Here is a 25,106-nt window from a genome sequence, read left to right as displayed (position 1 = left end):
CATGAACTTACCGCGCCAAAGAAGCCTCTGGCGCAACCACTTCCCCGCCCAACACCACGGCCTTGTCATCCAGATAAATATCGCAACGGCGTAGCGGGATGTCCATGTGGCACGGCGTCTTGCGGGTGCCGCCAACTTCGGTATTGGGGCCGGTGGAAAACAGGAAGTTGCCGTAGAACGCCCGGGCATCCATGCACATCCCGTCGTTCTTATCGTGCAGGCCCATGGCGGTCCACTGCGCACGGGGCTGCAGGCCCCAGCCAATGTGGGAGATGCCGTACACCTCGGGATCATTGAAATACTTCATGTAATCGCGCAAGTATTCGGCCTCGAAACCACCCTTGATCTCGGTAATAAACCCCTTGTCGATTTCCAGAATGATCTGTTCCCGGGAGTAATTCTTGAACGGCAGCAGAATGTCGCCGACGTCAATAACCAGTACGCCTTCGGCGGTTTCTTCATTCGGCCATGAGAACAGAAAGCCGCTGGGCCAGTGATCCCAACGCCCCGGCTCATCGGCAAACCCATACTCGGTGACGGACGGATATTGCCCAAGCTGCGCCCGGAAGTCGCTGCCTGCCTTGGACTTAACATGAATGGAGCGGGCCTCCTTGAGCACCTGCTCAGCGGCCATGACCCGCTCCTTGTCGGCCAGGGTCGGCAGCATGCGCGCCAATACTTCCGGGGGTTCTACTGCGAGCAAAATCCGGGTGCCGGTCTTGAGGATCTGCTCCTGTTCCGGTGAGTGCAGCAACATCATGGTGTCGATCACCAGATCCGCCGCCTCAAGCGCCCGTTGCGCTGCGAGGTTGCCGGTCAGCGCGGTGTCTCCGCAGTAAGCGGTCATGTCGTTGCCCATGGCCTTGGGGTGGTTGAACGACGGCAGTTCAACGGCGTACACCTTCGCGCCCAGACGCTGAGCAGCCTCCATCGCAGCGCGCACGGTTCTGGGGTTTGAATAATGGCTCTTGAGCACCGCCACGCTCTGGGTCGCATCGACCTTCGACAAGGCCAGCACGTGCTCGAACATCTGGGTCAATTCGCAATCGCTTACCGCCATTTCATTTCTCCTTCGTCGTGCCTCGACGCTGTTATGTTTCGTATCTGCTTTCGCCGCCTTCACGCACCAAAGAAAGGCGCAGCGCTACAAGTCAGTGCGTTTTTATAGTGTGTACACCCTATATTTACGATAAGACATCAATCAGGAGCGGTCTGCAATAGCCACGCCATATTGTTACCCACTCACACAAGCCAATAGAACAAGGGTTACATTGGGTGACACCGATAAATAACCCGCGAATTATTTTTTTCGACAAAGCTATTCCAATGAGAAAAAAAGAGTGTATACACTTTAAAAACACATCGGGACGAACAACACCCCCGACCGTCAAAGACTCTGCTACGAAGGAAACAGCCCATGCCAGATACGCAAAAGATAGCCATCGTCGGTGCAGGCCTGGGTGGGGCGGCAGCCGCCACGCTGTTGCAGCAAGCGGGCTTCAAAGTCGACATCTACGAGCAGGCGCCCGAGTTCTCGCGGATCGGTGCCGGGATCCATATGGGCCCGAACATCATGAAAATCTTTCGCCGCATGGGCATCGAACAACAGCTCAGCGACATGGGCTCGCACCCTGACTTCTGGTTCAGCCGTGACGGTGCCAGCGGCGATTACATGTCACGCATCCCGTTGGGTGAATTCGCGCGCAAGGAATACGGCGCGGCCTACATCACCGTGCATCGCGGCGACCTGCATGCCTTGCAGATGTCGAGCATTGCGCCCGGCAGCGTGCACTTCAGCAAATGTCTGAGCACCCTGGAGGAAACCGCCAATGGAGTGCGCCTGAGCTTCACCGACGGCACCACCGCCGAGGCGGATATCGTGATCGGTGCCGACGGCATCAACTCGAAAATTCGCGAAGAGTTGCTCGGTCAGGAAGCACCGCTGTACAGCGGCTGGGTAGCCCACCGGGCGCTGATTCCCAACCACGTGCTGAGCAAGTACAACCTGGATTTCGAGAACTGCGTGAAATGGTGGAGTGCCGACCGGCACATGATGGTCTACCACACCACAGGCAAACGCGATGAGTACTACTACGTCACCGGCGTGCCGCATCCTGCCTGGGAGTTCGAGGGTAACTGGATCGACAGCAGCCGCGAGGAAATGTACGAAGCGTTTGCCGGTTACCACCCCACCGTGCAGGCGTTGATCGAGTCCAGCGAAACAGTCACCAAATGGCCGCTGCTCAATCGCAATCCGCTGCCTATCTGGAGTCGCGGGCGCATGGTGCTGCTGGGCGACGCCTGCCACCCCATGAAGCCGCACATGGCCCAGGGCGCAGGCATGGCCATTGAAGACGCCGCGATGCTGACACGCTGCCTGCAAGCCACCGGCCTGAGCGATTACAGCACCGCGTTCGACCTCTACGAAACCGCCCGCAAGGACCGTGCTTCACGTGTTCAAGCCGTCTCCAACGCCAATACCTGGCTGCGCACTCAGGAAGATCCGGCCTGGGTGTTTGGTTACGACCTGTATGGCCACGAACTGAAATCGGCGGTGCCAGCGTGAGTACTTTTATCCACGGCGGCAACGTCCAGGCCAACGGTATCCGTCAACATTACTTGCGCTACGGCGGCCAGGCGCACAGCAACAAGCCCGCGCTGATTCTGATACCAGGCATCACCAGCCCGGCGATCACCTGGGGCTTCGTTGCTGAACGGCTGGGTCAGCATTTCGACACTTACGTGCTGGACGCCCGAGGGCGTGGGCTCTCCTCCACGGGCCCGGAACTTGATTACAGCGTCGACACCTGCGCCGATGACATCTCGGCGTTTGCTGCTGCCATGAATCTTGATGCCTATCATTTGGTCGGTCATTCCATGGGCGCACGTTTTATCGCCCGCAGCGCTGTGCGCCAACCTAAAGGCCTGCAAAAGCTGGTGTTGATTGACCCACCCGTCTCAGGCCCGGGCCGTCGCGAATATCCGTCAAAACTGCCGTGGTACGTGGACTCGATTCGTCAGGCGCAACTGGGAATGGACGCCGAGGCCATGCGCGCGTTCTGCGCGACCTGGACCGATGAACAACTGCAACTGCGCGCCGAATGGCTGCACACCTGTTACGAACCGGCGATCGTCCGCGCCTTCAATGACTTTCATGAGGTCGATTTTCATCAGGACCTGCCAAAGCTGCCGGTGCCTGCACTGCTGATCGTCGCAGGCCGTGGCGGTGTGATACTGGCCGAAGACGAAGCGGAAATCCTTGAACTGCAACCGGACATGCGCATCGCTCACGTGGCGAACGCCGGGCACATGATCCCCTGGGATGATCTGGAAGGGTTCTTTGCAGCCTTCGGTGACTTCCTCGGTGAAACCATCGCCTGAACCTGCAGCCTTGAGCGGAACCGAAAACGGAGTGCACGATATGAGCGAGCAACAATCTGCCGATGCCAACTATCAGGGCGTCTGGGGTCAGCGTATTGGCTTTGGCAACAAGCCAGCCTTGTTGATGATCGACTTCATGCAGGGCTACACCCAACCAGGCGCGCCGTTGTATGCACCGGGAGTGGTCAGTGCCGTGGCCGAGAGCGTCGAATTGCTGGCCTGTGCCAGACAGAACGGGATACCGGTGGTGCACACCAATATCCGCTACCATGCCGGGCATTTTGCTGACGGCGGTATCTGGGTCAAGAAGGCCCCGGTGATGAAAGACATGGTGGAAGGCAACCCGCTGGCAGCGTTCTGTGAAGAGGTTTTGCCCAATGCCGACGAGGTGGTGATCAGCAAGCAGTACGCCAGTTCGTTTTTCGGCACCAGTCTGGCATCGATGCTGCACGCACAAGGGATCGACACCGTGGTGCTGGCCGGTTGCTCGACCAGCGGCTGCATTCGGGCGACGGCAGTGGATGCGGTTCAACACGGTTTCCGAACCATCGTGGTCCGCGAATGTGTTGGCGACCGCCACCCTGCGCCGCATGAAGCGAACCTGTTCGATATCGACAGCAAGTATGGGGATGTGGTTAACAAGGTGGAGGCGATGAAGCAGCTGCAAGCTTCAAGCGCCAAGCTACAAGAAAAAAGCTGAACTCACCGCCTCTTGCAGCTTATAGCTTGAAGCTCGCAACTGCCGTTAAGAACCAGGCCATAGAGCGCTGGTCAGGCCGACACTGGCCAAACCCACTGGGCAGACGTTTCGCAAGAGCGCTTTCCAGTCTTCTGACACTGCCTTTGGAAGCCGCATGCCAGCGCTGCCGAAGTGCCTGATACATGCGGCTAAACAAAAACGATAGGTTCCGCCAGGAGACCACCATGCCCTCTGCGAATGTGAATACCACGGCGACTGACATCGCTGACCCCATCAAAGCGATGTACCGCAAGATCACCTGGAAGCTGATTCCGTTCCTGTGCTTCTGCTATCTGGCTGCCTATCTGGACCGGATCAACATCGGCTTCGCCAAGCTGCAGATGCTCGATCAACTGCACTTCAGCGAAACCGCGTTTGGTCTGGGTGCCGGGCTGTTCTTCGTCGGCTATATCCTCTTCGAAGTGCCCAGCAACCTGGTGCTGGAAAAGGTCGGCGCAAAGATCTGGATCGCCCGGATCATGATCACTTGGGGCCTGCTGTCGGCCTGCACCATGCTGGTCACTACGCCCATGCAGTTCTACATTCTGCGTTTTCTGCTGGGTGCCGCTGAAGCCGGTTTTCTGCCTGGGGTGCTGTTTTACCTGACCACGTGGTTCCCCACGTATCGACGCGGACGCATCATTGCCCTGTTCATGATCGGCCTGCCCTTGTCGAGTGTGATCGGCGGTCCGCTGTCCGGCTGGATCATGGGTCACTTTGATCAGACGGCCGGATTGCGCGGCTGGCAGTGGCTGTTCATCCTTGAAGCAATCCCGAGTGTGGCGCTGGGCATCCTGACGTTCTGGGCATTGCCAAATAACCACAATGAAGCCAAGTGGATGAACGCCGAAGAAAAGACCTTGCTGGAAAGCGAGCTGCGTCTGGATGAGGCCGAAGCCAAAGACAGCAAGCACAGTTTCCGCGATGGCTTCTTCAATCTGAAAGTGTGGATGCTCGGTGGTATCGACTTCTCGATCCTGCTCAGCGCCTACGCTATGGGTTTCTGGATGCCGACGTTCATTCGCAACGCGGGCGTCGTCGATACTTTTCACATTGGCGTGCTGACCGCTTTGCCAAGTATCGCGGCATTGCTGGGCATGCTGCTGATCGGGGCCAGTTCGGACCGCCATCGCGAGCGTCGCTGGCACATCATCGTGCCGTTCCTGATCGGCTCGGTGGCTATGGCAAGCAGCACATTTTTCACTCACAACCTGGTGGCAACGGTGGCGCTGTTTGCTATCGCTTCGGCAGCGATTATCGGTGCGGTGCCAGTGTTCTTCAGCTTGCCTGCTACCTTCCTCAAAGGCCGCGCCGCCGCTACAGGCTTTGCGCTGGCGTGCTCACTGGCGAACATCGCCGGGCTGGTCAGCAACTCGCTGATGGGCATGGCCATCGACATCACCGGCAGCAGCGCTGGCGCCATGTGGTTCTTCGCCGGGTGCCTGATTTTGAGCAGTTTTCTGGTGATTGCGCTGCCAGCCAAGCTAGTGAATCGCTGAGGTCATGAGCCACACCAAATATCGGTAGGAGCGAACTTGTTCGCGAGACGCCAGACCTGCGAACACAGAGATAAAGCCTCGCCAACAAGTTGGCTCCTACCGGTCCTTCGTTTGCTGAACGACTGCGCTACCCCACCAAATCAATCAATTGCTCACGCTGCGCGCCGGTCAGCATCGGGCCGAAACCGGCGCCCGCATTTTCCAGCATGTATTTCGGGTTACCCGTGCCGGGGATGACGCAGGTAACCGCCGGGTTTGCCAGCAGGAACTTCAGAGCCAGCTGCGCCCAACTGGTCACACCCACTTGCGCAGCCCAGCCGGGCAAAGGCTTGCCCTTTAACCGGCCTAGCAAGCCACCACCGCCAAACGGCCGGTTGCAGATCACCGCAACGCCCTTCTCCCTGCACAGCGGCAGGATTCGCTTCTCGACCGCACGATCATCCAGCGCGTAATTGATCTGCAGAAAATCCATCTGCTCAGCCTTGAGCACCGCTTCCACATCGTCATACGCCGACGACGTGTAATGGGTAATGCCGACATACCGGATGCGCCCTTCTTCCTTCCATTTACGCAACGTCGGCAAGTGGGTTTTCCAGTCCAGCAGGTTGTGAATCTGCATCAGGTCAATACGGTCGGTCTGCAGCAGTTTGAAAGACTCCTCCATCTGCTGAATCCCCTCCTGACGACCGCGGGTCCAGACCTTGGTGGCCAGAAATGCAGGAGAACGGGGTTTGTGTATCGACAGCAGTTCACCGGTGGTCTGCTCGGCACGACCATACATGGGTGAGCTGTCGATCAGCGTCCCGCCTTTTTCAAACAGCGCATCGAGCACAGCGGCCAAACTCTTGTAGGCCGGACTTGAAGTAGCGACATCAAAACCGCGGTAAGTACCCAGCCCGACCATGGGCAGCGGTTCGTTGCTCGACGGGATGGCTCGGGTCAGCATGGTGTTTGCTCCTGTATCCAGGGTCGAGGGCGACGTTGGCGACGTTGGCGACGTTGGTGACGATAACGACGGTGGACTGGACTGCGCAGCAGCCGAATCGAAAGTGAACACCGCCGAAGCACCAGCGGCCAGAGTCAGTATTTTTCTTCGTGTAAAAACAACAGGGTGCGTCATGGAGTTCCCCTTTTTTGCTGATGCCTGTCCTGGCACCTTTGAGTGATCGACTCTAATGACGAGTACCGGTTCAGCAGTAACTGTTTCGAAAGGTTGAACGACGGGCGACAGCGGCACGTCAGATCTTTATCGACTCACTGACAGGTACAAGACAATGGACAAAATGATCACTGCGGATCAGCTGGCTACCACTGACCTTAGAACAATCAACGAAATCTGGCTGAGTGGATCCACCGAACTGTGTTTATGGCGCGCCGAACAGGTGTTCACCCACGATATGCTCAGCGAAGGCACTCACGACCAGAACAGCAGTCGCCTATGGGTGAAAGTGGGCGACACCGACGATCAGCCGACCGTGTTCGACATTGAGGCCACAGTCCGGGATTTGCTGAAAAACATGGGCATGGAGGGTGAATTTTATCCGGCGGAGCAGGCGAATACGCGCGGGTAACAGAATCGCGTAGATCAATTGAAATGCGATTCTATGTGGGAGCTGGGCTTGCCCGCGATAATCTGTAAACCCAATCGCGGGCAAGCCCAGCTCCCACATAGAAACGCGTTTCAAATCTATTTTTATCCAAATTATTGATATTAAAAGGGAACAATAATTAAAAATAAAAAACTCACCGCCCTTCAACGCCCAACTGCTTCCACATCTTTTTGGTAATCCGCTGACGATTGGCATAGCCCTTCCACGGATCGGCCTTGAGCTTGCGCAAGCGCTGTTGCAGGTTGCCGATGTTCCATTGCTGCGCTGACTTCAAGCCTTCCAGCTCCTCGCGGGCCACGGGGACCGAAACCGGCAATCCAGGCCTGGCGCGCGCCGAATAGGCGGTCACGGTGCTCGCGCCCCGGCTATTGCGCAGGTAATCAATGAAGATTTTCCCGACCCTGTTTTTCGGCCCCATGGTCGCGGTAAAGCGCTCCGGCAATTGCCTGGCAATGAATTCAGCGATGGCCTTGGCGAATGCTTTCACTGTTTCCCAGTCTGCCTGACGCTGTAATGGCACGATAATGTGCATGCCCTTGCCGCCACTGGTCTTGATAAACGCCTGCAGGCCTAACTCATCCAGCACTGCCAGGGTCATTTGCGTGGCTTCGATCATGCTACGCCACGGCAGCGCGTCGTCCGGGTCAAGGTCGAGCACGAAGTGGTCAGGTGTCTCGATGCGATCACTGGTCGCGCCCCAGGTGTGCAATTCGATAGTGCCCATTTGCGCAGCGCCCACCAGGGCTTGCACGGTGTCGATTTCCATCAGGCGTGCATGTCCCGGGTCCAGTTCGGGTTCAAGTTGCTTGATGTTGGGAATGGCGAGCTTTTCAGAATGCTTCTGGAAAAACTGCTCGCCCGCGACACCTTCCGGGCAGCGCAACAAGGATACCGGACGACTTTTCAGATACGGCAGGATCCAGTCGGCAATCTCTTCGTAGTAATGCGCGAGCTCGGCTTTCTGCGCGCCACTTTCTGTATCGATCACCCGCTCTGGGTGGCTGATATTCACATCGGCAATCACTACCCGGCCTTTGCTCACAACCGAGGGTTTGTCAGCCTCTGCGGGTTTGGATCGAGATGGCTTTTTGAGTTTTTTTGCCGCCTGCGGATACTCATGAAAGACCTCACTGGCAGGCTTGTCACTGCGCAGCGCGATGAACGCGGCCTGCCGGATAATCCCTTCCCGCGTCCATTCAGCAAACTCCGCCTCACAGACCAGTTCAGGCTCAATCCAGTGAACGCCACGCCCTTGAGCACTGGTGAGTTTTTTTGCCAGCGGGGAGGATTCGCGCTCCAGCTTTTTCAGGCGTTCGCTTATCTGTTTGAGTGTCCGCTCGGAAAAGCCCGTGCCGACTCGACCGGCATACACCAGCCCCGAGTCCTCATCGTCTCCGTTTACCGCCAGCAACAATGCACCAAAGCCGCTGCGGGAACCATGTGGCTGGGTAAAGCCGACAATGACGAACTCCTGGCGCAAGCGGCATTTGAGCTTGATCCAGTCCGGGTTGCGTTTGCTCAGATATAGACTGCCCGCCCGCTTGCCAATAACGCCCTCCAGCCCCATGGCGCTTGCGCTCTCGACAATGTCTTTAGGACGGGACATGAATGCATCCGAAAAGCGCAACAGCTTGCTACGGCTTTTGCCGAGCAGCTTTTTCAACGCAGCGCGGCGCTCCTCCACCGGGGTTTCCCGCAGATCCTGCCCTTCAATGAAGGGGGCATCGAAAAGGAAATACACCACGTCTTTACTGCGCCCGACCTCAAAAGCATTTTGCAGAGCCTGAAAATCCGGCAAGCCTTCGTCGTTGAGCATGACCATTTCGCCGTCGAGCCAACTGTCTTTGGGCCCCAACGACTGCAGCGCTTTGGCCTGCAACGGCAGACGGTCGGTCCAGTCATTGCCATTACGACTGAACAGCCGCACCTCCCCGTCAAGAATCCGGGTCATGATCCGGTAACCGTCGAACTTGATTTCGTAAAGCCAGTCGCCGGCGGGTGGCGCATCCACCAGCGTGGCGAGTTGCGGGGCGAGCGTTTCAGGCACGACGCTCGCGGCCTTGCTGGCCTTTGCAGGTTTAGTCTTTGCAGTTTTGGCATTGGCAGCTTTGGTTTTAGACGTCGTCGCTTCAGCCGGGGCCGCTTTTTTACGCGCCGCCGGTTTGCCCACCAGCTTGCCGCTGATCACGCTTTGCGGCTGATCGGCCACTATGTCGTATTCAGCGCCGGGCCTGGCAATCTCGTCTTTCTCTTTGATCAGCAACCACTGTTGCTTGTCGCTACTGCCTTTGAGGCGAGTGCGGACCAGCGCCCACTCACCGGTGAGTTTCTCCCCGACCAGGGTGAACTTGAGCTTGCCGTCTTTGTAGGTTTGCTGCGGATCACCATGGGGCTGCCAGATTCCGCGATCCCAGACGATCACGTCACCGGCACCGTACTGACCTTCAGGAATACTGCCTTCGAAGCTGCCGTAACCCAGCGGGTGGTCCTCGACGTGGACCGCCAGACGTTTATGGGTCGGGTCAAGGCTCGGCCCTTTAGGCACCGCCCAGCTTTTCAGGGCGCCATCCAGCTCCAGTCGAAAATCGTAGTGCAGGTTGCGCGCATCGTGCTTGTGAATCACGAAACTCAGGGCGTGAGCCGATTTACCTTTTTCAGCATTGACCGGTGCCTCGGCAGGTTCACTGGTGATATCAAAATTACGTTTGCGTGCGTATTCGCTGGGCTGCTTGGCCATGGATGATCCTCTGCGACGTCAGGCAATACTCCTCAAGATGCCTTGGTGGTTTTCTTGCGAGGTGGTGTACGACGTTTGGCCGGGGCCTTTTCTGCAGGCTCGGCTTTTTTGGCGGCAGGTTTTGCCGGTTTTTTGCTGACCGACCCTTTACCCGCAAGGCTGCGTTTAAGCAATTCGGTAAGGTCGATGACATCAGCGCTTTTGCGATCAGTGTCTTCAGGCTCGGTTTCGACACTTTCGAGCTTGCCTTCCCGGGCCTTGGTTTCCACCAGCCCCATGATTTGATCCTGGAACGTGTCGCGGTAGTCCTCCGGCGTCCAGTCGGCGCTCATGTCTTCCACCAGCCGCTTGGCCATGGCCAGCTCGCTTTTATTGAGCTTCACGTCGGTCACCGCATCGGTCAGTTCCAGAGTGTCCAGACCACGCACTTCCGACGGCCAGCGCAGTAAAACCAGGACCATGGCCGATTCCAGCGGCATCACCGCGGCCAGATGCTGGCGGGTATGCAGGACCACATTGGCCAAGGCGACTTTTTTGGTTTGCACGAGGGTTTCGCGCAGCAATGCGTAAACCTTTTCACCCCGTTTGTCGGGGGCCAGGTAGTAAGGCGTCTCGATGTTTTGCAGCGGAATCTGATCACCCGCGACGAAACCGAAAATTTCAATGGTCTGGGTCGACTTGGGGTGGGCGGCGCGAATCTCCTCTTCGCTGAGGACCACGTAGCGGCCCTTCTCGTATTGCACGCCCTTGACGATGTTTTCCTTGGTCATCTCTTTGCCAGTGACCTTGTTGATGCGCTTGTAGCCCACCGGATCCATGCTGCGTTTGTCCAGCCAGTCAAAATCAACCCCCTGTGAAGACGTCGCCGAAACCAGCGCGACGGGGATATGCACCAGCCCGAAACTGATCGCGCCCTTCCAGATTGCCCTTGCCATCGCCTGATTCCCTTTATGAGGTGTTTAGAGTGACCGGGGCGATGGGACAAAAGTTTCGAGGGGAGTGACGGGGTGTTGTGGAGCATGAAAAAACCCGCCTCGGCGGGTTTCTTCAACGCATTCAGCTATGACCTTACCCGACGCGGGGCACGAATGCTCCGGGATCGACGTGGAACCGCGCTGCAAGCCGGGCGACCATCTCGATGGTCAAACGACGCTGGCCGCTGAGAATGCGCGACACCACGCTTTTATCACCAATTTCCGGAAGGTCTGCACCGGTTAACTGGTTTTGCAGCATCAATGCCTTGAGCAGGTCCACTTCCGTCAACCCGGCTATACGCGCATTAAACGCTGAAAACTGCGGCGCTTTGCTTTCATAACGCTCAACGGTGTCACAAAGAATCTCGAGTAAATTGCTTTCGACAGATGTCAGTTCCTGACCATCGGTGAGTTCATCGATAACCTTCAACGCCTGTTGATAGTCCTCGGGCGAATCAATGTGATGCATGAAGTGCGCGCCCAGACGATCCATGTCCAGGCGAAGTGTTTCCATACGCTGTGCCAATTCGCGAATGGCTGTTTTATCTACGGTTCGTTCAGCTGATGCAGGACTCATGGTCGGATCCCCGTCTTCTGCTTTTGGTACCACTTGTTGGCCTTGGTGTATTCGGCATGGGTATAGATGTGCTTCACGAAAACAAGTTGCTTGCTGAATTCAATAGCGGCAATCAAACGCAAATTGTTGCCGCCGATATCGATCACGTACCAGCCGTTTCTGTGGGTGAAGCGATCCAGGGTATTGAATGTACTTTTGAGTTCGCTGGAAGTCTCGGCTATTGACCTGCACAGCAAGCGATAGGTGGCATCAAGGTTCGCAGCATCATTGGGATACCGCCTTGAAGCGTCATCAAACGCAATCTTCTTGAAAACCCTCATCCATCATCCCGGTTGAATTTTTGGCAACCTTAGATACTCGTTGCCAAACTGTCAACCTGCTCGTTTGGTTCGCCCCCTTAAAAAGTGGACGCTGCGCGCCAAGAAACCTCATATTCGATAAAGATATAAAAATATGGATATCCGTTCTTTTGAGGAATAAATCCTTGCCTTTATAACTAGCCACCTACTGCTGGCTGAGCAACAGCCATCCAACACATCAGCGCCGCGTGCGGCTCAAGGGTTTTGTCATGGATGTTTTCTGGTTTCTTCCGACTCACGGCGACGGCCATTTTCTGGGTACCACCAAAGGTGCTCGCCCGGTGACCTTGAACTACCTCAAACAGGTGGCTCAGGCAGCGGACGATCTGGGCTACTACGGCGTGCTGATCCCGACCGGGCGCTCCTGTGAAGACTCTTGGGTGATCGCTTCTGCGCTGGTGCCGCTGACTGAAAAGCTGAAGTATCTGGTGGCGATTCGTCCGGGGATCATTTCACCGACTGTCTCGGCGCGTATGGCGGCAACCCTGGATCGTTTGTCTGGCGGCCGCCTGCTGATCAACGTGGTAACCGGCGGTGATCCGGATGAAAACCGCGGTGATGGCAGTTTCCTCGATCATAGCGAACGCTACGAAGTCAGCGATGAATTCCTGCAGATCTGGCGTCGTGTGTTGCAAGGCGAAGCCGTGGATTTCGAAGGCAAGCATCTGCGCGTACAAAACGCCAAGGCGCTGTATCCGCCGATTCAGAAACCTTATCCGCCACTGTACTTCGGGGGCTCGTCCGAAGCCGCCCATGAACTGGCTGCAGATCAAGTGGATGTTTACCTGACCTGGGGCGAACCGCCAGCCGCTGTCGCTGAAAAACTCGCCGATGTCCGCGAGCGCGCAGCACGTAAAGGTCGCACGGTGAAGTTTGGTATTCGCCTGCACGTTATCGTCCGCGAAACCAGTGAAGAAGCATGGAAAGCGGCCAGCACGCTGATTGAGCACATCAGCGACGAAACGATCGCGGCTGCACAGAAATCCTTCTCGCGCTTTGACTCCGAAGGCCAGCGCCGCATGGCAGCCTTGCACGATGGCCGTCGGGACAACCTGGAAATCGCTCCAAACCTGTGGGCAGGCGTGGGCCTGGTTCGGGGTGGCGCGGGTACTGCATTGGTCGGTAATCCGCAGGAAGTCGCCGAACGCATCAAGGAATACGCCGATCTGGGAATCGAGAGCTTCATCTTCTCCGGCTACCCGCATCTGGAAGAAGCCTACCGTTTTGCCGAACTGGTTTTCCCGTTGCTGCCCGAGCCGTATCGCAGCCTGGCCGGACGTGGAATCACCAACCTGACCGGACCGTTCGGGGAAATGATTGCCAACGATTTGCCGCCGCAGAAATAGGCAGTTAACGAGAACTGACATCGCGCTTTCGGATAGCGGAAGGCCTGTGGGATGTCGACGAATCTCCAGCGGATGTACCGGCCTCTTCGCGAATGAATTCGCTCCCACGGGATCGCGTTTACCTGGCTGGCAACGCTCTGGCTTGCCTCATACAAGAAGTGATCACCATGCAGCTACTGACCCTACCGCCGAACCCCGCACTGGCGACTTCAATCCGCGCCACGGCCCAGGTGTTCGAAGACCCGAAATCAAAAGCGTTGCTGGCTCACCTCAAGCAGGTCGCTCCCAGCGACGCCAGCGTATTGATCATTGGCGAAACCGGCACCGGCAAGGAGTTGGTTGCGCGGCATATCCATAGCCTGAGCGAACGTCGTAATCAGCCGTTCGTTGCCGTTAATTGCGGCGCATTTGCCGAGTCACTGGTGGAGGCCGAGCTGTTCGGCCACGAGAAAGGCGCGTTCACTGGCGCCTTGAACGCCAAGGCGGGATGGTTCGAAGAGGCCAATGGCGGCACGCTGTTTCTCGATGAAATCGGCGATCTGCCCATGCCGATTCAGGTCAAGCTGCTGCGGGTGCTGCAAGAGCGGGAGGTCGTAAGACTGGGCTCGCGCAAAAGTATTCCCATCAATGTCAGGGTACTGGCGGCAACCAACGTGCAGTTGGAAAAAGCGATCAATGCCGGGCATTTCCGCGAGGATCTGTATTACCGACTGGATGTGGTCAACCTCGAACTGCAACCGTTGCGCGAACGTCCCGGCGATATCCTTCCGCTGGTCAGGCACTTTATCGACGCCTACAGCCTTCGGCTGGGATATGGGCCGATCCGGATTACCGCCGAAGCCGAGCGCAAACTGCAAAGCTATAGCTGGCCCGGGAACATTCGCGAGCTGGAAAACGTCATTCATCACACGCTGCTGATCTGCCGTGATGGATTGATTCAACGTGATGACCTGCGTCTGTCGAATTTGCGTATCGAGCGCCAGGACGATCAACCTTCAAACGACGAATCTGTCGACGCACTACTGGAGCGAGCCTTCCATAAACTGTTCGAGGAACAGGCTGGGGCGCTGCACGAAAAAGTCGAAGACGCGTTGCTGCGGGCAGCCTACCGCTTCAGTCACTACAACCAGGTTCACACCGCCGCATTGCTGGGCTTGACCCGCAATGTCACTCGCACCCGCCTGATCAAGATCGGGGAACTGGCGGTGAACAAACGACGGCCCGGCGAAAACTTGCAGGGTGACCGGGTGATGCAGGTTTCAGTCTGAACAGTGCTCTGCCTGTCAGCTTCTGGCCTGGACAGTCCGAGAGACCTGCCAGCTATTGAAGGTCACTGCACTGACCTGATGCCGACGCAGCAACGTCATGAAATCCTGCTCATTCGCCTCGGCATTGAGCAGCGCCTCTTCACTGGCTCGCCGTGATTGCCAGAGCGTCTGCCCAAGCACTCTGCAGCCATCATCGCTGGCCTGAACGGTGGCACTGATAAAACCGGGATACGTGCAGGTATAACGCTCGACTTGCTCGGTCAGGGCCGTTACCAGTCCGGATTGTTGAGCGGGACTTACGGTGAATTCAATGAGCTGGTTGAAGCGAAGATTCTCTTCTGCTGACGCCATGACTGCCTCCTGTCAAACAAATGCAAATTCCCAGGCTGCCCCCCGACCTGTAGGAGCTCACCGAGGTTACGAGGCCAGCGATAACGGTTTACCTGACACTCCGTCATCGCTGGCCTCGTAACCTCGGTGAGCTCCTACAGGTCCAATGCGTGTTTCACAGGTCGTGTTTGCCGTGATAACGGAGTATTGCCAACCGAGGCCTCGAAGGGTAAAACCTCTACTTAACTAGAGGTCAAGCAGTCACTTATGACAACCAGCAAAAAATCTGGCCCTGCCAGTAAGCAGTTGACCGTCGGCCAATTGGCGGCCCGCAGTGGGGTTGCGGTCACCGCCCTGCACTTTTATGAAACAAAGGGTTTGATCAGCAGCCAGCGCAATGCGGGCAATCAACGCCGCTATCCCAGAGAAATGCTGCGGCGAGTGGCCCTGATCAAAGTCGCACAGCGCTTGGGTATCCCGTTGGCCAGCATCCATGCCGCCCTGCAAACGCTGCCGGAAAAACGCACGCCGACTGCGGCTGACTGGAACAAGTTGTCGGCACAGTGGAAGGACGAACTCGACGACCGCATCGCGCGCCTGACAGACCTGCGCGATCAGCTCACCGGCTGCATCGGCTGCGGCTGCCTGTCAATGCAAGCCTGCCCGTTGCGCAATCGGGGGGACAAACTGGGCGAACAGGGAAATGGCCCGGTTTTGCTGGATCAGGATTGAAGAGTTTCAGCGCCTGTATCGTGCCGGACCTGAGGCCGTTCCAACAGGCGTTACTTCGTTGGAGCAGGGCTTGGTCTGGGCCGCATCCGGACGATATAGGCGTAAGGCCTTAAGCCAAATGAGTTCCGACCAACCGCCCCGCCAACGCCTTGGCTTGCAGCGCTACATCAGTCACGGCCGTACTTTCCCACCACAGCCCCCGCAATGGCGGGCCCATGGCGAACAACCGGTCAGACACCCGCCCTTGCGCATCCAGCACCGCTCCGCCCTGGTCGGCGGCGATGCCCAGCGCCAGCGGGCCAGGTTGAATCAGACCTCGCGCCAGCAGTTGTCGAGGCAAAGGCCGATCCACGCGTCGCCAGTCGTATTCGATGCCCGTGGAATTGATCAGCGCATCCCCCACGATCGTTGAAGTTTCACCCTGACCACGGTGTCGAATACGAATTTGTAATTGGCCCGAAGGCAGGACCTCAAACCCTTGCAACGAAGCGGCCTGAATCGTCACTCGTCCTTGATCAATCAGTTGCGCAAGCAGTGCAGCGCTCAGCGGCGGTGAGCGATGGTGATGGCTTTCCCACCATGGCCGCACGTGGCGCACGAACTGGCGGCGCTGCACATCCGGGGCCTGATGCCATAACCGGCCGATGTTAGCCCGCACGGTATCCAGTGGCGCTTGCCAGTCGACTCCCCTTTCAATCGCCTGCGCACATTGCTCGCGCACTTTGCGCAGCAACTGCCGAGGGCTGCGAAGGGTGTGATCTTCGCCGAGAAAATCCACCCAGACTGGCGGCTGCCGACGAACATGAGGCAGCAACCCATGCCGGGAAAATATATCGACAGGGCCGCGATGCCCTGACTGCTGCAACGACACCACCGCATCGACCATGGTCAGCCCGGAACCAATGATCAGCACCCGCGCCTGCGGATCGAGTTGCCGCATCGCGCTGACATCCCACGGATCTACCGCAGCAGCATTCAGTCCGTCGGACTGCCGTTGCGGGGTGCGGGACGCGGCGTACATTCCGGTAGCCAAAACCGCAAAACGCCCGTGCAGGGACTGACCGTCCGCCAGACTCAGCGTCACCCCCTGCGCCTGGGTTTCCAGGTCGACCACCTCACCGCGCACATGCTCGACACTTGAACCGTAACGCGAGCCAATTGATCGAGCCTCGGCCAGACGCTGCTGCACATACAGGCCAAAAATACCCCGTGGCGGAAACAGCTCAGCCACGGGCACATCCTGCTCAAAGGATTCGGGCCAGCCACCTTCCGCGATGAATTGCGTCAGCCATTGGGTCAAGTCGTCGGCGTTGTCCGGATCGACACTCATGCGCGCCGCGTTGCCATTGAGCGTATGCCCCAACTCCGTGGCGCTGTAGGCCTCGCCCCGGCCCAGTTCGCTACGCGTTTCAATGATAGAGATGCGCCGGTTGCCCGGCAGGCGCAGCAACTGAACCGCCAGCATGCTGCCGCTCAGGCCGCCGCCAATAATCAAAACGTCAGCCGGGTGTTTGTCGCTGGAACTCATAGATCAGGTTCGCTCTTCTAAAATCTCAAGCCGGGGTCGATATCAACAGTGCGTTCAATGCACAGCCCGTGCCCGCGGCTCAATCCCGCTGTTCACGACAGATCAGCCGCGCGCCGTTATTGAATAAGATGCTGAGCCAACACAACTGTTGATTACCTGTTTATCAGGCAACAGCTCACAGCACGACGTTACGGACGAATCGCACCCGGACCTGCCCGTCGTTGCGATAACTGTGGGCCTGGTTGCTGGCAAACATGAAAAACTCCCCCGGACCGACTGCCTGTGTGCGCTCCACCAGAATGACGGTCAGGTGCCCTTCGACCACATAAACCTGATCACTCCAGCCGTCAGGATCGGCCTCGGACTGATACGCCTCTCCCGGCTCCAGACAGAACTCCCAGAGTTCGACTTCACGTCTGGCTGTGGCTTTGGCCAAAAGGACTGCACGGCTGCCCGGTATCGATCCGGCCCAGGCTACCTCGTTGATGCGACTGGGGTCACGATGCTCAGGAGCCTGAATCAGATCGCTGAACGCTACATCCAGCGCTTCGGCGACGCGATCAAGGGTCGCAAGGCTGACGTTTTTCTCCCCCGCCTCAATGGCCACCAGCATGCGCCGACTGACCCCGGATTTTTCCGCCAGCGCGGTCTGGCTCATGTCCTGCCCGTTGCGCAACCGTCGCACGTTTTGACTGACGTGCTGCAAAACCGGGGCGCGTTGCGAATTATCGTTGCTCAATATTTTATTCTCTCGAAATCATTGCGCAGTATACTGCCCAGCTTTAAAACTCAGGTCGATGTATCACGCAAGCCTGTAAACGCCAGTGAGAAGCATGAAGTCTACCTCTATCAAGCCCCGTATCAGCAAAGCTGAAGTTGTACTGATCCTGATCACCCTGCTGTGGGGCGGCACATTCCTGATCGTACAACACGCCATGACCGTCAGCGGCCCGATGTTTTTCGTAGGCCTGCGCTTTGCAGCGGCGGCAATCATCGTCGCGCTGTGTTCGTTAAGCGTGTTGCGCGGCATGACCCTGCTTGAAATAAAAGCCGGGGTCGCGATCGGTGCGGCCATCATGCTTGGCTACGGATTACAGACCATCGGTTTGCAAACTATTCCCAGCAGCCAGTCAGCTTTTATTACGGCGCTTTATGTCCCTTTCGTACCGCTGCTGCAATGGCTGGTACTGGGACGTCGGCCGGGGTTGATGCCCAGCGTGGGGATCTGTCTGGCCTTTACCGGGCTGATCTTGCTGTCGGGGCCATCCGGAGCAAGTCTGCAATTCAGCGCGGGGGAAATAGCGACGATCATCTGCGCGATTGCAGTGGCCGCCGAGATCATCATGATCAGTGCTTACGGTGGCAAGGTCGATGTGCGCCGGGTCACCGTGGTGCAACTGGCTACCGCTTCATTGCTGTCATTCCTGATGATCGTACCGACGGGCGAGGCCTTGCCGGATTTTTCCTGGATGCTGGTTATCAGCGCGGTGGGGCTCGGGGCCATGAGCGCAGTGATTCAAGTGGCCATGAACTGGGCACAGAAGACCGTTTCCCCAACCCGCGCCACTGTAATCTATGCCGGTGAGCCGGTGTGGGCCGGAATCTTTGGTCGCCTTGCCGGTGAGCGCCTACCCGGCGTCGCGTTAATTGGCGCAGCGCTCATCGTCGCGGCGGTGATCGTCAGTGAAATGAAACGCCGCACTGCATCGACCACGGCATCCACTGAAGAACAGACCGGAACCGACCCGGTGTTTAAAGAAACGGATTAACACGCGAAAAATCCGGCTATAAATAAACAGAACTCAGCTTCTGCCTACAAGGTCTGTAGGATTCTGCGACACCTTGGCGTTTGGTGTTACACAGTCCAGCACGTATGATCCTTGACATTTCCCTGCAGATTAGAAGCCTATGTCTCTGATAGTTCTACTGCTTCTGCCTTTCATCGGCAGCTGTCTGGCGGCATTTTTGCCGCACAACGCGCGTAACGCTGAATCCATTCTCGCCGGCCTTGTGGCCGTTACCGGCGCGATTCAGGTTGCCTTGTGGTACCCGCAAATCGTCGACGGCGGTGTGATCCGCGAAGAATATTTCTGGCTACCCAGTCTGGGGTTGAATTTCGTCCTGCGCATGGACGGCTTCGCCTGGATGTTCTCGATGCTGGTGCTGGGCATCGGCACGCTGGTTTCGTTATACGCCCGCTACTACATGTCTCCGGATGATCCGGTGCCGCGGTTTTTTGCGTTCTTCCTGGCGTTTATGGGCGCCATGCTGGGTCTGGTGATTTCCGGCAATCTGATTCAGATCGTGTTCTTCTGGGAGCTGACCAGTCTTTTCTCATTCCTGCTGATTGGCTACTGGCACCATCGGGCAGACGCTCGACGCGGTGCTTATATGGCATTGATGGTCACCGGTGCAGGCGGTCTCGCGCTGTTGGTAGGCGTCATGCTGCTCGGTCATGTCGTGGGCAGCTATGATCTGGACCGCGTGCTGGCCTCAGGCGAAGCGATCCGCGCCCACGCCTTGTACCCGGTCTTGCTGACCCTGATCCTGATAGGCGCATTAAGCAAAAGTGCGCAGTTCCCGTTCCACTTCTGGCTACCCCACGCGATGGCGGCCCCGACGCCGGTGTCGGCGTATCTGCACTCGGCGACCATGGTCAAGGCAGGCGTGTTTCTACTGGCGCGTTTCTGGCCTGCCCTTTCCGGCAGCGAGCAATGGTTCTGGATCGTCAGCGGTGCAGGTGCCTGCACCCTGATCATCGGTGCCTACGCAGCGATTTTCCAGAATGACCTCAAGGGCCTGCTGGCCTATTCGACTATTAGCCACCTGGGGTTGATTACCCTGCTGCTGGGCTTGAACAGCCCACTGGCAGCGGTCGCGGCAGTCTTCCACATTCTCAACCACGCGACCTTCAAAGCCTCGCTGTTCATGGCCGCAGGGATTATCGACCACGAAAGCGGCACGCGGGACATCCGCAAACTGAGTGGACTTGTCACCCTGATTCCCTATACCGCGACGCTGGCCATGGTCGCCAGCGCGTCGATGGCGGGCGTACCCCTGTTGAACGGTTTCCTGTCCAAGGAAATGTTTTTCGCTGAAACAGTATTCGTCAGCTCCTCGGCCTGGGTAGAGATGGCTTTGCCGGTGATCGCCACCATCGCCGGGGCGTTCAGTGTTGCTTATTCATTGCGCTTCACCGTCGATGTCTTCTTCGGTCCGAAAGCGACCAATCTGCCCCACACACCTCATGAGCCTCCGCGCTGGATGCGTGCGCCAGTGGAGTTTCTGGTGATCGCCTGTGTGATCGTCGGGATCTTCCCTTCGCAATCCGTGGCACCGTTGCTGGCTGCCGCGGCGCAACCTGTCGTAGGCGGCACGCTGCCTGAGTACAGCCTGGCCATCTGGCACGGCTGGAACGCCCCCATGATCATGAGCCTGATTGCCATGGCTGGCGGCGTGCTGCTCTATCTGTTGCTGCGCAACTCGTTCAAACAGAACCGCTTCACCGGCCCGCCGCTGGTGCAGCGCATGAACGGCAAGCGCTTCTTCGAGCGTTCGCTGGTGATCATGACCCGCTGGGCACGGCGTTTCGAAAGTCTCATCAGTACCCGTCGCCTGCAACCTCAGTTATTTCTGGTGGTGTTGGCAGCACTGATTGGCGGTTTTATCCCGATGTATTTCAGTGGCCTGACGTGGGGCGACCGGCCGAAGATTCCGGGTTCGGGCGTCTTCGTCACGTTGTGGCTGATCGCAATCGCCTGTGCACTGGGCGCGGCCTGGCAAGGCAAGTACCACCGCCTGGCGGCCGTCGTGATGGTCAGTGTTTGCGGGCTGATGACCTGCGTGACATTCGTCTGGTTCTCCGCACCCGATCTGGCCCTTACACAACTGGTGGTGGAAGTAGTCACCTCAGTCTTGATCCTGCTGGGGCTGCGTTGGCTGCCACGACGTAACGAGAACGTGGCGCCTTCGCTCAGCAGCCGGGTCCGCGCACGAAATCGTCGGGTTCGCGACTTCATTCTGTCGGCACTGGTCGGCGGTGGCATGGCGCTGCTGTCCTACGCGATGCTGACGCGTGCGACGCCCAACACCATTTCCTCGTTCTATCTCAGCCGCGCCATTCCCGAAGGCGGTGGCAGCAATGTGGTGAACGTGATGCTGGTGGATTTCCGGGGTTTCGACACCTTCGGCGAAATCACCGTGCTGGCGGCTGTGGCCTTGACTGTGTTTGCCCTGCTGCGCCGCTTCCGTCCGCCCAAGGAAAGTATTCCGTTACCCGCCCAGCAGCGTTTGCTGGCTCCGGATGTGGTAACTGACCTGGTCAATCCGCGCAGCGCCAGTGATACCGCGCTGGGCTTCATGATGGTTCCGGCAGTACTGGTGCGCCTGCTGCTGCCGATTGCTGTGGTGATTTCGATGTACCTGTTCATGCGTGGGCACAACCAGCCGGGGGGCGGTTTTGTCGCCGGTCTGGTGATGTCCGTGGCCTTTATTCTGCAATACATGGTCGCGGGTACGCAGTGGGTGGAGGCTCAGATGAGCCTGCGGCCACTGCGCTGGATGGGCACCGGCTTGTTGTTTGCGATTGGCACCGGTCTGGGCTCGATGTTCCTGGGTTATCCGTTCATGACCACCCACACCGCGCATCTGGACCTGCCGTTGCTGGGCGATATCCATGTCGCGAGCGCGTTGTTTTTTGATGTAGGGGTCTACGCGGTTGTCGTGGGATCGACACTGCTGATTCTCACGGCACTGGCGCACCAGTCGGTGCGTAGCCACCGACCTACTTCGCTGCCCAAACCGGTGCCGAACCCAATCGCCGACATTGTCGCCGCACAACAAGGAGCCTCCTGATGGAAGAAGTTATCGCGATTGCCATCGGCGTACTGGCGGCCTCGGGCGTCTGGTTGATCCTGCGTCCGCGGACCTTCCAGGTGGTCATGGGCCTTTGCCTGCTGTCCTACGGCGTCAACCTGTTCATCTTCAGCATGGGCAGCCTGTTCATCGGCCGGGAGCCGATCATCAAGGACGGCGTTCCTCAGGACCTGCTGAATTACACCGACCCGCTGCCCCAGGCACTGGTGCTGACCGCCATCGTAATCAGCTTTGCCATGACCGCGCTGTTTCTGGTGCTGCTGCTGGCATCCAGAGGGTTGACCGGTACCGACCATGTTGACGGCCGGGAGCCCAAAGAATGACGTTGATGAATCAACTGATCGTGGCACCGATTCTGCTGCCGTTGCTGACGGCGGCGATCATGCTCTGGCTCGGTGAGAAACACCGCCCGCTCAAAGCGCGGATCAATCTGCTTTCGAGCATCCTCGGCCTGGCTATTTCTGTCACCTTGTTCATGTGGGTACAGAAAACCGGTACCACGGGCTCAATCGGCGTTTACTTGCCCGGTAACTGGGAAGTGCCGTTTGGCATTGTGCTGGTGGTGGATCACCTGTCGGCAATGATGCTGGTGCTGACGGGCATCGTCGGTGTGTGTGCCCTGCTCTTCGCCCTGGCTCGCTGGGACCGCGCCGGTTCCAGCTTCCACGCCTTGTTCCAGATTCAACTGATGGGCCTGTATGGGGCATTCCTCACCGCCGATCTGTTCAACCTGTTCGTGTTTTTTGAAGTCATGCTCGCGGCCTCCTACGGCCTGATGCTGCACGGCTCGGGCCGTGCCCGCGTCTCCGCAGGCTTGCATTACATTGCGATCAACCTGCTGGCGTCCTCGCTGTTCCTGATTGGCGCCGCCCTAATCTATGGCGTGACCGGCACACTGAACATGGCTGACCTGGCCATCAAGATTCCGCAGGTACCGGAGGCCGATCTGGGCCTGCTGCACGCCGGCGCCGCGATTCTTGCGGTGGCATTCCTGACCAAGGCTGGCATGTGGCCGCTGAACTTCTGGCTGGTGCCCGCCTACTCCGCCGCCAGTGCGCCCGTGGCAGCTATTTTCGCGATCATGACCAAGGTCGGCATTTACACCTTGCTGCGGCTCTGGACCTTGCTGTTTTCAGTGCAGGCTGGTCCTTCTGCGTTCTTTGGCGGCGACTGGCTGATCTATGGCGGTATGGCAACAATTCTTACCGCAGCAGTGGCAATCATCGCGGCACAACGCCTGGAGCGTATGGCAGCGCTGAGCATTCTCGTGTCGGCCGGCATTCTCTTGTCCGCCATCGGTTTCGCCCAGCCAAGCCTCACAGCAGGCGCGCTGTTTTACATGGTCAGCTCGACCCTGGCACTCAGCGCCATGTTTCTTATCGCTGAACTCATCGAACGCTCGCGCTCAGCCAATGAGTTGCCACTGGAAGACGATGCCGACCAGTTACCGCGGACCGTGGAATCATTGAATCCACCGCCAGGCACCAACCTTGATGACCAGCAGAAAGCCGTGGTCGGTCAGGTAATCCCGATGACCGTGGCATTTATTGGCTTGAGCTTCATTGCCTGCGCCTTGCTGATCATCGGCATGCCGCCGCTTTCCGGATTTATCGGCAAATTGACGTTGCTCAGCGCGCTGCTTAACCCGCTTGGACTGGATGTGGCCCAGGACGAAACGATTTCGAGCCAGGGCTGGTTGCTGGTGGGTTTGCTGATTTTCTCCGGCCTTGCTTCGCTGATGGCCTTCTCCAGGATCGGCATCCAGCGCTTCTGGACCCCACAGGAACGCCCTTCGCCGCTGCTGCGGCACTATGAGTGCGTGCCCATCGTGATCCTGCTGGGCTTGTGTATCACCCTGACATTCCAGGCCGAACCGCTGCTGCGTTATACCCGCGACACGGCCGCCGCGCTGCACGAACCCAAACAGTACATTCAATCGGTAATGGCCACCCGGCCGTTGCCCGGGCCGGTCAGTGACACTGCAGTCTCGGCGGTGCAACCATGAAGCGTTATTTCCCTGCTCCGTGGTTCTCCCTTGCACTGGCGGTGCTGTGGCTGGTACTGAATCTCTCGATCAGTCCCGGCAATCTGATTCTGGCAGCCGTGCTGGGTTTCCTCGCCCCTCTGCTGATGTCTCCACTTCGCCCGTTGCCTGTGAGCATCAAACGACCGGGCGTGATCTTCAAACTGTTCTTTCTTGTGGGTCGCGATGTCATTGGCTCGAATCTGGAGGTGGGCTGGAGAGTCTGGAATGTAAAACGACGCCCACCGCGCTCGGCCTTTGTAAAAGTCCCGCTGGACCTGCACAACGCCAATGGTCTGGCAGCTCTGGCCATTATCACCACGGTGGTTCCAGGGACCGTCTGGTCAGAACTTGCGCTGGACCGCAGCGTACTGCTCATGCATGTTTTCGATCTGGAAGATGAGGCGCAGTTTATCGAGCATTTCAAAACTACCTATGAGCGCCCGCTGATGGAGATTTTCCAATGAGTGCCTTGCTCGGCAATGCCATTCTGGCCAGCTTGTTCATCTTCGCTCTGGCCATGGTCTTCACCCTGATTCGCCTGTTCAAGGGCCCCTCGGCTCAGGATCGGGTACTGGCTCTGGATTACCTCTACATCATCGCCATGCTGATGATGCTGGTACTGGGCATTCGTTATGCCAGTGATACCTATTTCGAGGCGGCTTTGTTGATTGCACTGTTTGGCTTTGTCGGCTCTTTTGCCCTGGCCAAATTCCTGCTGCGTGGAGAAGTGATCGAATGAACTCGACAGTGGTGCTGCCCTTCTGGGTCGAAATCCTCACCGCCATACTGCTGATCGCCAGCAGTCTGTTCGCCCTGACCGGCGCACTGGGCTTGCTGAGCCTGAAGGACTTTTTTCAACGCATGCATCCGCCTGCGCTGGCCTCGACACTGGGTGCCTGGTGTGTTGCGCTCGCCTCGATTGTGTACTTCTCGGCGCTCAAGTCAGAACCGGTGATCCACGCGTGGCTGATTCCGGTGCTGCTTGCTATCACCGTCCCGGTGACCACTCTGCTGCTCGCCCGCACCGGGCTGTTTCGTAAGCGCATGGCGGGCGACGATGTGCCACCGGAAGTCAGCAGTGGTGGTCAGCAAGGTGACTCCAGCGGCAGCTGAGTCGCTGCCTGC

Annotated in this window: 24 protein-coding genes; 15 read left to right on the top strand and 9 right to left on the bottom strand. The window is 57.9% G+C overall.

The window, feature by feature from the left end:
* Window positions 1-7: 7 nt before the first annotated feature.
* The gene (locus K3169_RS11350; RefSeq protein WP_122397946.1) at window positions 8-1,060 is read right to left on the bottom strand and encodes a 2,5-dihydroxypyridine 5,6-dioxygenase; all 1,053 of its coding nucleotides are present in this window, start codon (window positions 1,058-1,060) and stop codon (window positions 8-10) included.
* Window positions 1,061-1,417: 357 nt separating this feature from the next.
* Between K3169_RS11350 and K3169_RS11345 the strand changes: the two genes are divergently transcribed.
* The 4 genes from K3169_RS11345 to K3169_RS11330 all read left to right on the top strand — a co-directional run bounded on the left by K3169_RS11345 (window position 1,418) and on the right by K3169_RS11330 (window position 5,619).
* Window positions 1,418-2,566, top strand: a complete 1,149-nt coding sequence (locus K3169_RS11345; protein ID WP_231667536.1) for an FAD-dependent monooxygenase — start codon at window positions 1,418-1,420, stop codon at window positions 2,564-2,566.
* The gene (locus K3169_RS11340; RefSeq protein WP_027900729.1) at window positions 2,563-3,381 is read left to right on the top strand and encodes an alpha/beta fold hydrolase; all 819 of its coding nucleotides are present in this window, start codon (window positions 2,563-2,565) and stop codon (window positions 3,379-3,381) included. The genes K3169_RS11345 and K3169_RS11340 overlap by 4 nt, the downstream gene beginning before the upstream one ends.
* A 40-nt stretch (window positions 3,382-3,421) precedes the next feature.
* The gene (locus K3169_RS11335; RefSeq protein ID WP_231677192.1) at window positions 3,422-4,081 is read left to right on the top strand and encodes an N-carbamoylsarcosine amidohydrolase; all 660 of its coding nucleotides are present in this window, start codon (window positions 3,422-3,424) and stop codon (window positions 4,079-4,081) included.
* A 224-nt stretch (window positions 4,082-4,305) separates the two neighbouring features.
* A complete protein-coding gene (locus K3169_RS11330) occupies window positions 4,306-5,619 on the top strand; it encodes an MFS transporter (protein WP_027900727.1) in 1,314 nt (437 codons plus the stop codon).
* Window positions 5,620-5,746: 127 nt separating this feature from the next.
* Here K3169_RS11330 and K3169_RS11325 read toward each other — a convergent pair whose 3' ends face one another.
* Complete coding sequence (locus K3169_RS11325; RefSeq protein ID WP_263271554.1) at window positions 5,747-6,739, bottom strand: aldo/keto reductase; 993 nt, start codon at window positions 6,737-6,739, stop codon at window positions 5,747-5,749.
* A gap of 154 nt (window positions 6,740-6,893) precedes the next feature.
* On the opposite strand from K3169_RS11325, the gene K3169_RS11320 reads away from it, so the two are divergent.
* A complete protein-coding gene (locus K3169_RS11320; RefSeq protein ID WP_263271552.1) occupies window positions 6,894-7,190 on the top strand; it encodes a hypothetical protein in 297 nt (98 codons plus the stop codon).
* A gap of 172 nt (window positions 7,191-7,362) precedes the next feature.
* On the opposite strand, the gene ligD is transcribed toward K3169_RS11320, so the two are convergent.
* The 4 genes from ligD to K3169_RS11300 form a co-directional block, all read right to left on the bottom strand.
* A complete protein-coding gene (ligD, locus tag K3169_RS11315) occupies window positions 7,363-9,966 on the bottom strand; it encodes a DNA ligase D (protein ID WP_263271551.1) in 2,604 nt (867 codons plus the stop codon).
* A gap of 32 nt (window positions 9,967-9,998) precedes the next feature.
* On the bottom strand, window positions 9,999-10,901 hold the full coding sequence (locus K3169_RS11310; protein ID WP_027899379.1) for a Ku protein: 903 nt from the start codon (window positions 10,899-10,901) through the stop codon (window positions 9,999-10,001).
* 133 nt (window positions 10,902-11,034) lie between these two features.
* The gene (locus tag K3169_RS11305; RefSeq protein WP_122705020.1) at window positions 11,035-11,517 is read right to left on the bottom strand and encodes a type II toxin-antitoxin system HigA family antitoxin; all 483 of its coding nucleotides are present in this window, start codon (window positions 11,515-11,517) and stop codon (window positions 11,035-11,037) included.
* Window positions 11,514-11,837, bottom strand: coding sequence for a type II toxin-antitoxin system HigB family toxin (locus K3169_RS11300; protein ID WP_122705022.1), 324 nt, complete (start codon window positions 11,835-11,837; stop codon window positions 11,514-11,516). The genes K3169_RS11305 and K3169_RS11300 overlap by 4 nt, the downstream gene beginning before the upstream one ends.
* A 248-nt stretch (window positions 11,838-12,085) precedes the next feature.
* Here K3169_RS11300 and ssuD point away from each other — a divergent pair, with 248 nt between their 5' ends.
* Window positions 12,086-13,222, top strand: a complete 1,137-nt coding sequence (ssuD, locus tag K3169_RS11295; RefSeq protein WP_231667530.1) for an FMNH2-dependent alkanesulfonate monooxygenase — start codon at window positions 12,086-12,088, stop codon at window positions 13,220-13,222.
* A gap of 167 nt (window positions 13,223-13,389) precedes the next feature.
* Window positions 13,390-14,490: a sigma-54 interaction domain-containing protein gene (locus K3169_RS11290; RefSeq protein ID WP_263271533.1), complete on the top strand. Its 1,101-nt coding sequence runs from the start codon at window positions 13,390-13,392 to the stop codon at window positions 14,488-14,490.
* Between the two features lie 15 nt (window positions 14,491-14,505).
* Here the strand turns inward: K3169_RS11290 and K3169_RS11285 are convergent, their stop codons facing one another.
* Window positions 14,506-14,841 (bottom strand): antibiotic biosynthesis monooxygenase, encoded by a 336-nt coding sequence (locus K3169_RS11285; RefSeq protein ID WP_263271531.1) that lies wholly within the window; start codon window positions 14,839-14,841, stop codon window positions 14,506-14,508.
* A gap of 246 nt (window positions 14,842-15,087) precedes the next feature.
* Here K3169_RS11285 and soxR point away from each other — a divergent pair, with 246 nt between their 5' ends.
* Window positions 15,088-15,552 carry a redox-sensitive transcriptional activator SoxR gene (gene soxR, locus K3169_RS11280; RefSeq protein WP_263271530.1) on the top strand — a complete coding sequence of 155 codons (465 nt, stop codon included), beginning with the start codon at window positions 15,088-15,090 and terminating at the stop codon, window positions 15,550-15,552.
* Between the two features lie 109 nt (window positions 15,553-15,661).
* On the opposite strand, the gene K3169_RS11275 is transcribed toward soxR, so the two are convergent.
* The gene (locus K3169_RS11275) at window positions 15,662-17,080 is read right to left on the bottom strand and encodes an FAD/NAD(P)-binding protein (RefSeq protein WP_263271528.1); all 1,419 of its coding nucleotides are present in this window, start codon (window positions 17,078-17,080) and stop codon (window positions 15,662-15,664) included.
* 175 nt (window positions 17,081-17,255) lie between these two features.
* Window positions 17,256-17,819 (bottom strand): helix-turn-helix domain-containing protein, encoded by a 564-nt coding sequence (locus tag K3169_RS11270; protein ID WP_122397959.1) that lies wholly within the window; start codon window positions 17,817-17,819, stop codon window positions 17,256-17,258.
* Between the two features lie 94 nt (window positions 17,820-17,913).
* Between K3169_RS11270 and K3169_RS11265 the strand changes: the two genes are divergently transcribed.
* The 7 genes from K3169_RS11265 to K3169_RS11235 all read left to right on the top strand — a co-directional run bounded on the left by K3169_RS11265 (window position 17,914) and on the right by K3169_RS11235 (window position 25,094).
* Complete coding sequence (locus K3169_RS11265; protein WP_027899370.1) at window positions 17,914-18,849, top strand: DMT family transporter; 936 nt, start codon at window positions 17,914-17,916, stop codon at window positions 18,847-18,849.
* A 139-nt stretch (window positions 18,850-18,988) separates the two neighbouring features.
* On the top strand, window positions 18,989-21,934 hold the full coding sequence (locus tag K3169_RS11260) for a monovalent cation/H+ antiporter subunit A (protein ID WP_027899369.1): 2,946 nt from the start codon (window positions 18,989-18,991) through the stop codon (window positions 21,932-21,934).
* Window positions 21,934-22,278: a Na+/H+ antiporter subunit C gene (locus K3169_RS11255; RefSeq protein ID WP_027899368.1), complete on the top strand. Its 345-nt coding sequence runs from the start codon at window positions 21,934-21,936 to the stop codon at window positions 22,276-22,278. Before K3169_RS11260 ends, K3169_RS11255 begins: the two co-directional genes overlap by 1 nt.
* Window positions 22,275-23,960, top strand: a complete 1,686-nt coding sequence (locus K3169_RS11250; protein ID WP_027899367.1) for a monovalent cation/H+ antiporter subunit D — start codon at window positions 22,275-22,277, stop codon at window positions 23,958-23,960. Before K3169_RS11255 ends, K3169_RS11250 begins: the two co-directional genes overlap by 4 nt.
* Window positions 23,957-24,445 carry a Na+/H+ antiporter subunit E gene (locus K3169_RS11245; RefSeq protein ID WP_027899366.1) on the top strand — a complete coding sequence of 163 codons (489 nt, stop codon included), beginning with the start codon at window positions 23,957-23,959 and terminating at the stop codon, window positions 24,443-24,445. Before K3169_RS11250 ends, K3169_RS11245 begins: the two co-directional genes overlap by 4 nt.
* A complete protein-coding gene (locus K3169_RS11240) occupies window positions 24,442-24,720 on the top strand; it encodes a K+/H+ antiporter subunit F (RefSeq protein ID WP_027899365.1) in 279 nt (92 codons plus the stop codon). The genes K3169_RS11245 and K3169_RS11240 overlap by 4 nt, the downstream gene beginning before the upstream one ends.
* On the top strand, window positions 24,717-25,094 hold the full coding sequence (locus K3169_RS11235; RefSeq protein WP_027899364.1) for a Na+/H+ antiporter subunit G: 378 nt from the start codon (window positions 24,717-24,719) through the stop codon (window positions 25,092-25,094). Before K3169_RS11240 ends, K3169_RS11235 begins: the two co-directional genes overlap by 4 nt.
* The last annotated feature ends 12 nt before the right edge of the window (window positions 25,095-25,106 follow it).

This window comes from Pseudomonas phytophila (genome assembly GCF_025643095.1).
Taxonomy (GTDB): Bacteria; Pseudomonadota; Gammaproteobacteria; order Pseudomonadales; family Pseudomonadaceae; genus Aquipseudomonas; species Aquipseudomonas quasicaspiana.
Note: the sequence above shows the minus strand (reverse complement) of the source record. Positions and strands in the feature narration are given on the sequence as shown.

Bases quoted from the DNA above. Each gene is read 5' to 3' on its own strand.
- K3169_RS11265 (WP_027899370.1), top strand. From the start codon at position 17,914: ATGAAGTCTACCTCTATCAAGCCCCGTATCAGCAAAGCTGAAGTTGTA.
- K3169_RS11305 (WP_122705020.1), bottom strand. From the start codon at position 11,517: ATGAGTCCTGCATCAGCTGAACGAACCGTAGATAAAACAGCCATTCGC.
- ssuD (WP_231667530.1), top strand. From the start codon at position 12,086: ATGGATGTTTTCTGGTTTCTTCCGACTCACGGCGACGGCCATTTTCTG.
- K3169_RS11330 (WP_027900727.1), top strand. From the start codon at position 4,306: ATGCCCTCTGCGAATGTGAATACCACGGCGACTGACATCGCTGACCCC.
- K3169_RS11300 (WP_122705022.1), bottom strand. From the start codon at position 11,837: ATGAGGGTTTTCAAGAAGATTGCGTTTGATGACGCTTCAAGGCGGTAT.
- K3169_RS11320 (WP_263271552.1), top strand. From the start codon at position 6,894: ATGGACAAAATGATCACTGCGGATCAGCTGGCTACCACTGACCTTAGA.
- K3169_RS11235 (WP_027899364.1), top strand. From the start codon at position 24,717: ATGAACTCGACAGTGGTGCTGCCCTTCTGGGTCGAAATCCTCACCGCC.
- K3169_RS11310 (WP_027899379.1), bottom strand. From the start codon at position 10,901: ATGGCAAGGGCAATCTGGAAGGGCGCGATCAGTTTCGGGCTGGTGCAT.
- K3169_RS11275 (WP_263271528.1), bottom strand. From the start codon at position 17,080: ATGAGTTCCAGCGACAAACACCCGGCTGACGTTTTGATTATTGGCGGC.
- K3169_RS11260 (WP_027899369.1), top strand. From the start codon at position 18,989: ATGTCTCTGATAGTTCTACTGCTTCTGCCTTTCATCGGCAGCTGTCTG.
- K3169_RS11245 (WP_027899366.1), top strand. From the start codon at position 23,957: ATGAAGCGTTATTTCCCTGCTCCGTGGTTCTCCCTTGCACTGGCGGTG.
- K3169_RS11290 (WP_263271533.1), top strand. From the start codon at position 13,390: ATGCAGCTACTGACCCTACCGCCGAACCCCGCACTGGCGACTTCAATC.
- K3169_RS11335 (WP_231677192.1), top strand. From the start codon at position 3,422: ATGAGCGAGCAACAATCTGCCGATGCCAACTATCAGGGCGTCTGGGGT.
- ligD (WP_263271551.1), bottom strand. From the start codon at position 9,966: ATGGCCAAGCAGCCCAGCGAATACGCACGCAAACGTAATTTTGATATC.
- K3169_RS11285 (WP_263271531.1), bottom strand. From the start codon at position 14,841: ATGGCGTCAGCAGAAGAGAATCTTCGCTTCAACCAGCTCATTGAATTC.
- K3169_RS11325 (WP_263271554.1), bottom strand. From the start codon at position 6,739: ATGACGCACCCTGTTGTTTTTACACGAAGAAAAATACTGACTCTGGCC.
- K3169_RS11255 (WP_027899368.1), top strand. From the start codon at position 21,934: ATGGAAGAAGTTATCGCGATTGCCATCGGCGTACTGGCGGCCTCGGGC.
- K3169_RS11250 (WP_027899367.1), top strand. From the start codon at position 22,275: ATGACGTTGATGAATCAACTGATCGTGGCACCGATTCTGCTGCCGTTG.
- K3169_RS11350 (WP_122397946.1), bottom strand. From the start codon at position 1,060: ATGGCGGTAAGCGATTGCGAATTGACCCAGATGTTCGAGCACGTGCTG.
- soxR (WP_263271530.1), top strand. From the start codon at position 15,088: ATGACAACCAGCAAAAAATCTGGCCCTGCCAGTAAGCAGTTGACCGTC.
- K3169_RS11240 (WP_027899365.1), top strand. From the start codon at position 24,442: ATGAGTGCCTTGCTCGGCAATGCCATTCTGGCCAGCTTGTTCATCTTC.
- K3169_RS11345 (WP_231667536.1), top strand. From the start codon at position 1,418: ATGCCAGATACGCAAAAGATAGCCATCGTCGGTGCAGGCCTGGGTGGG.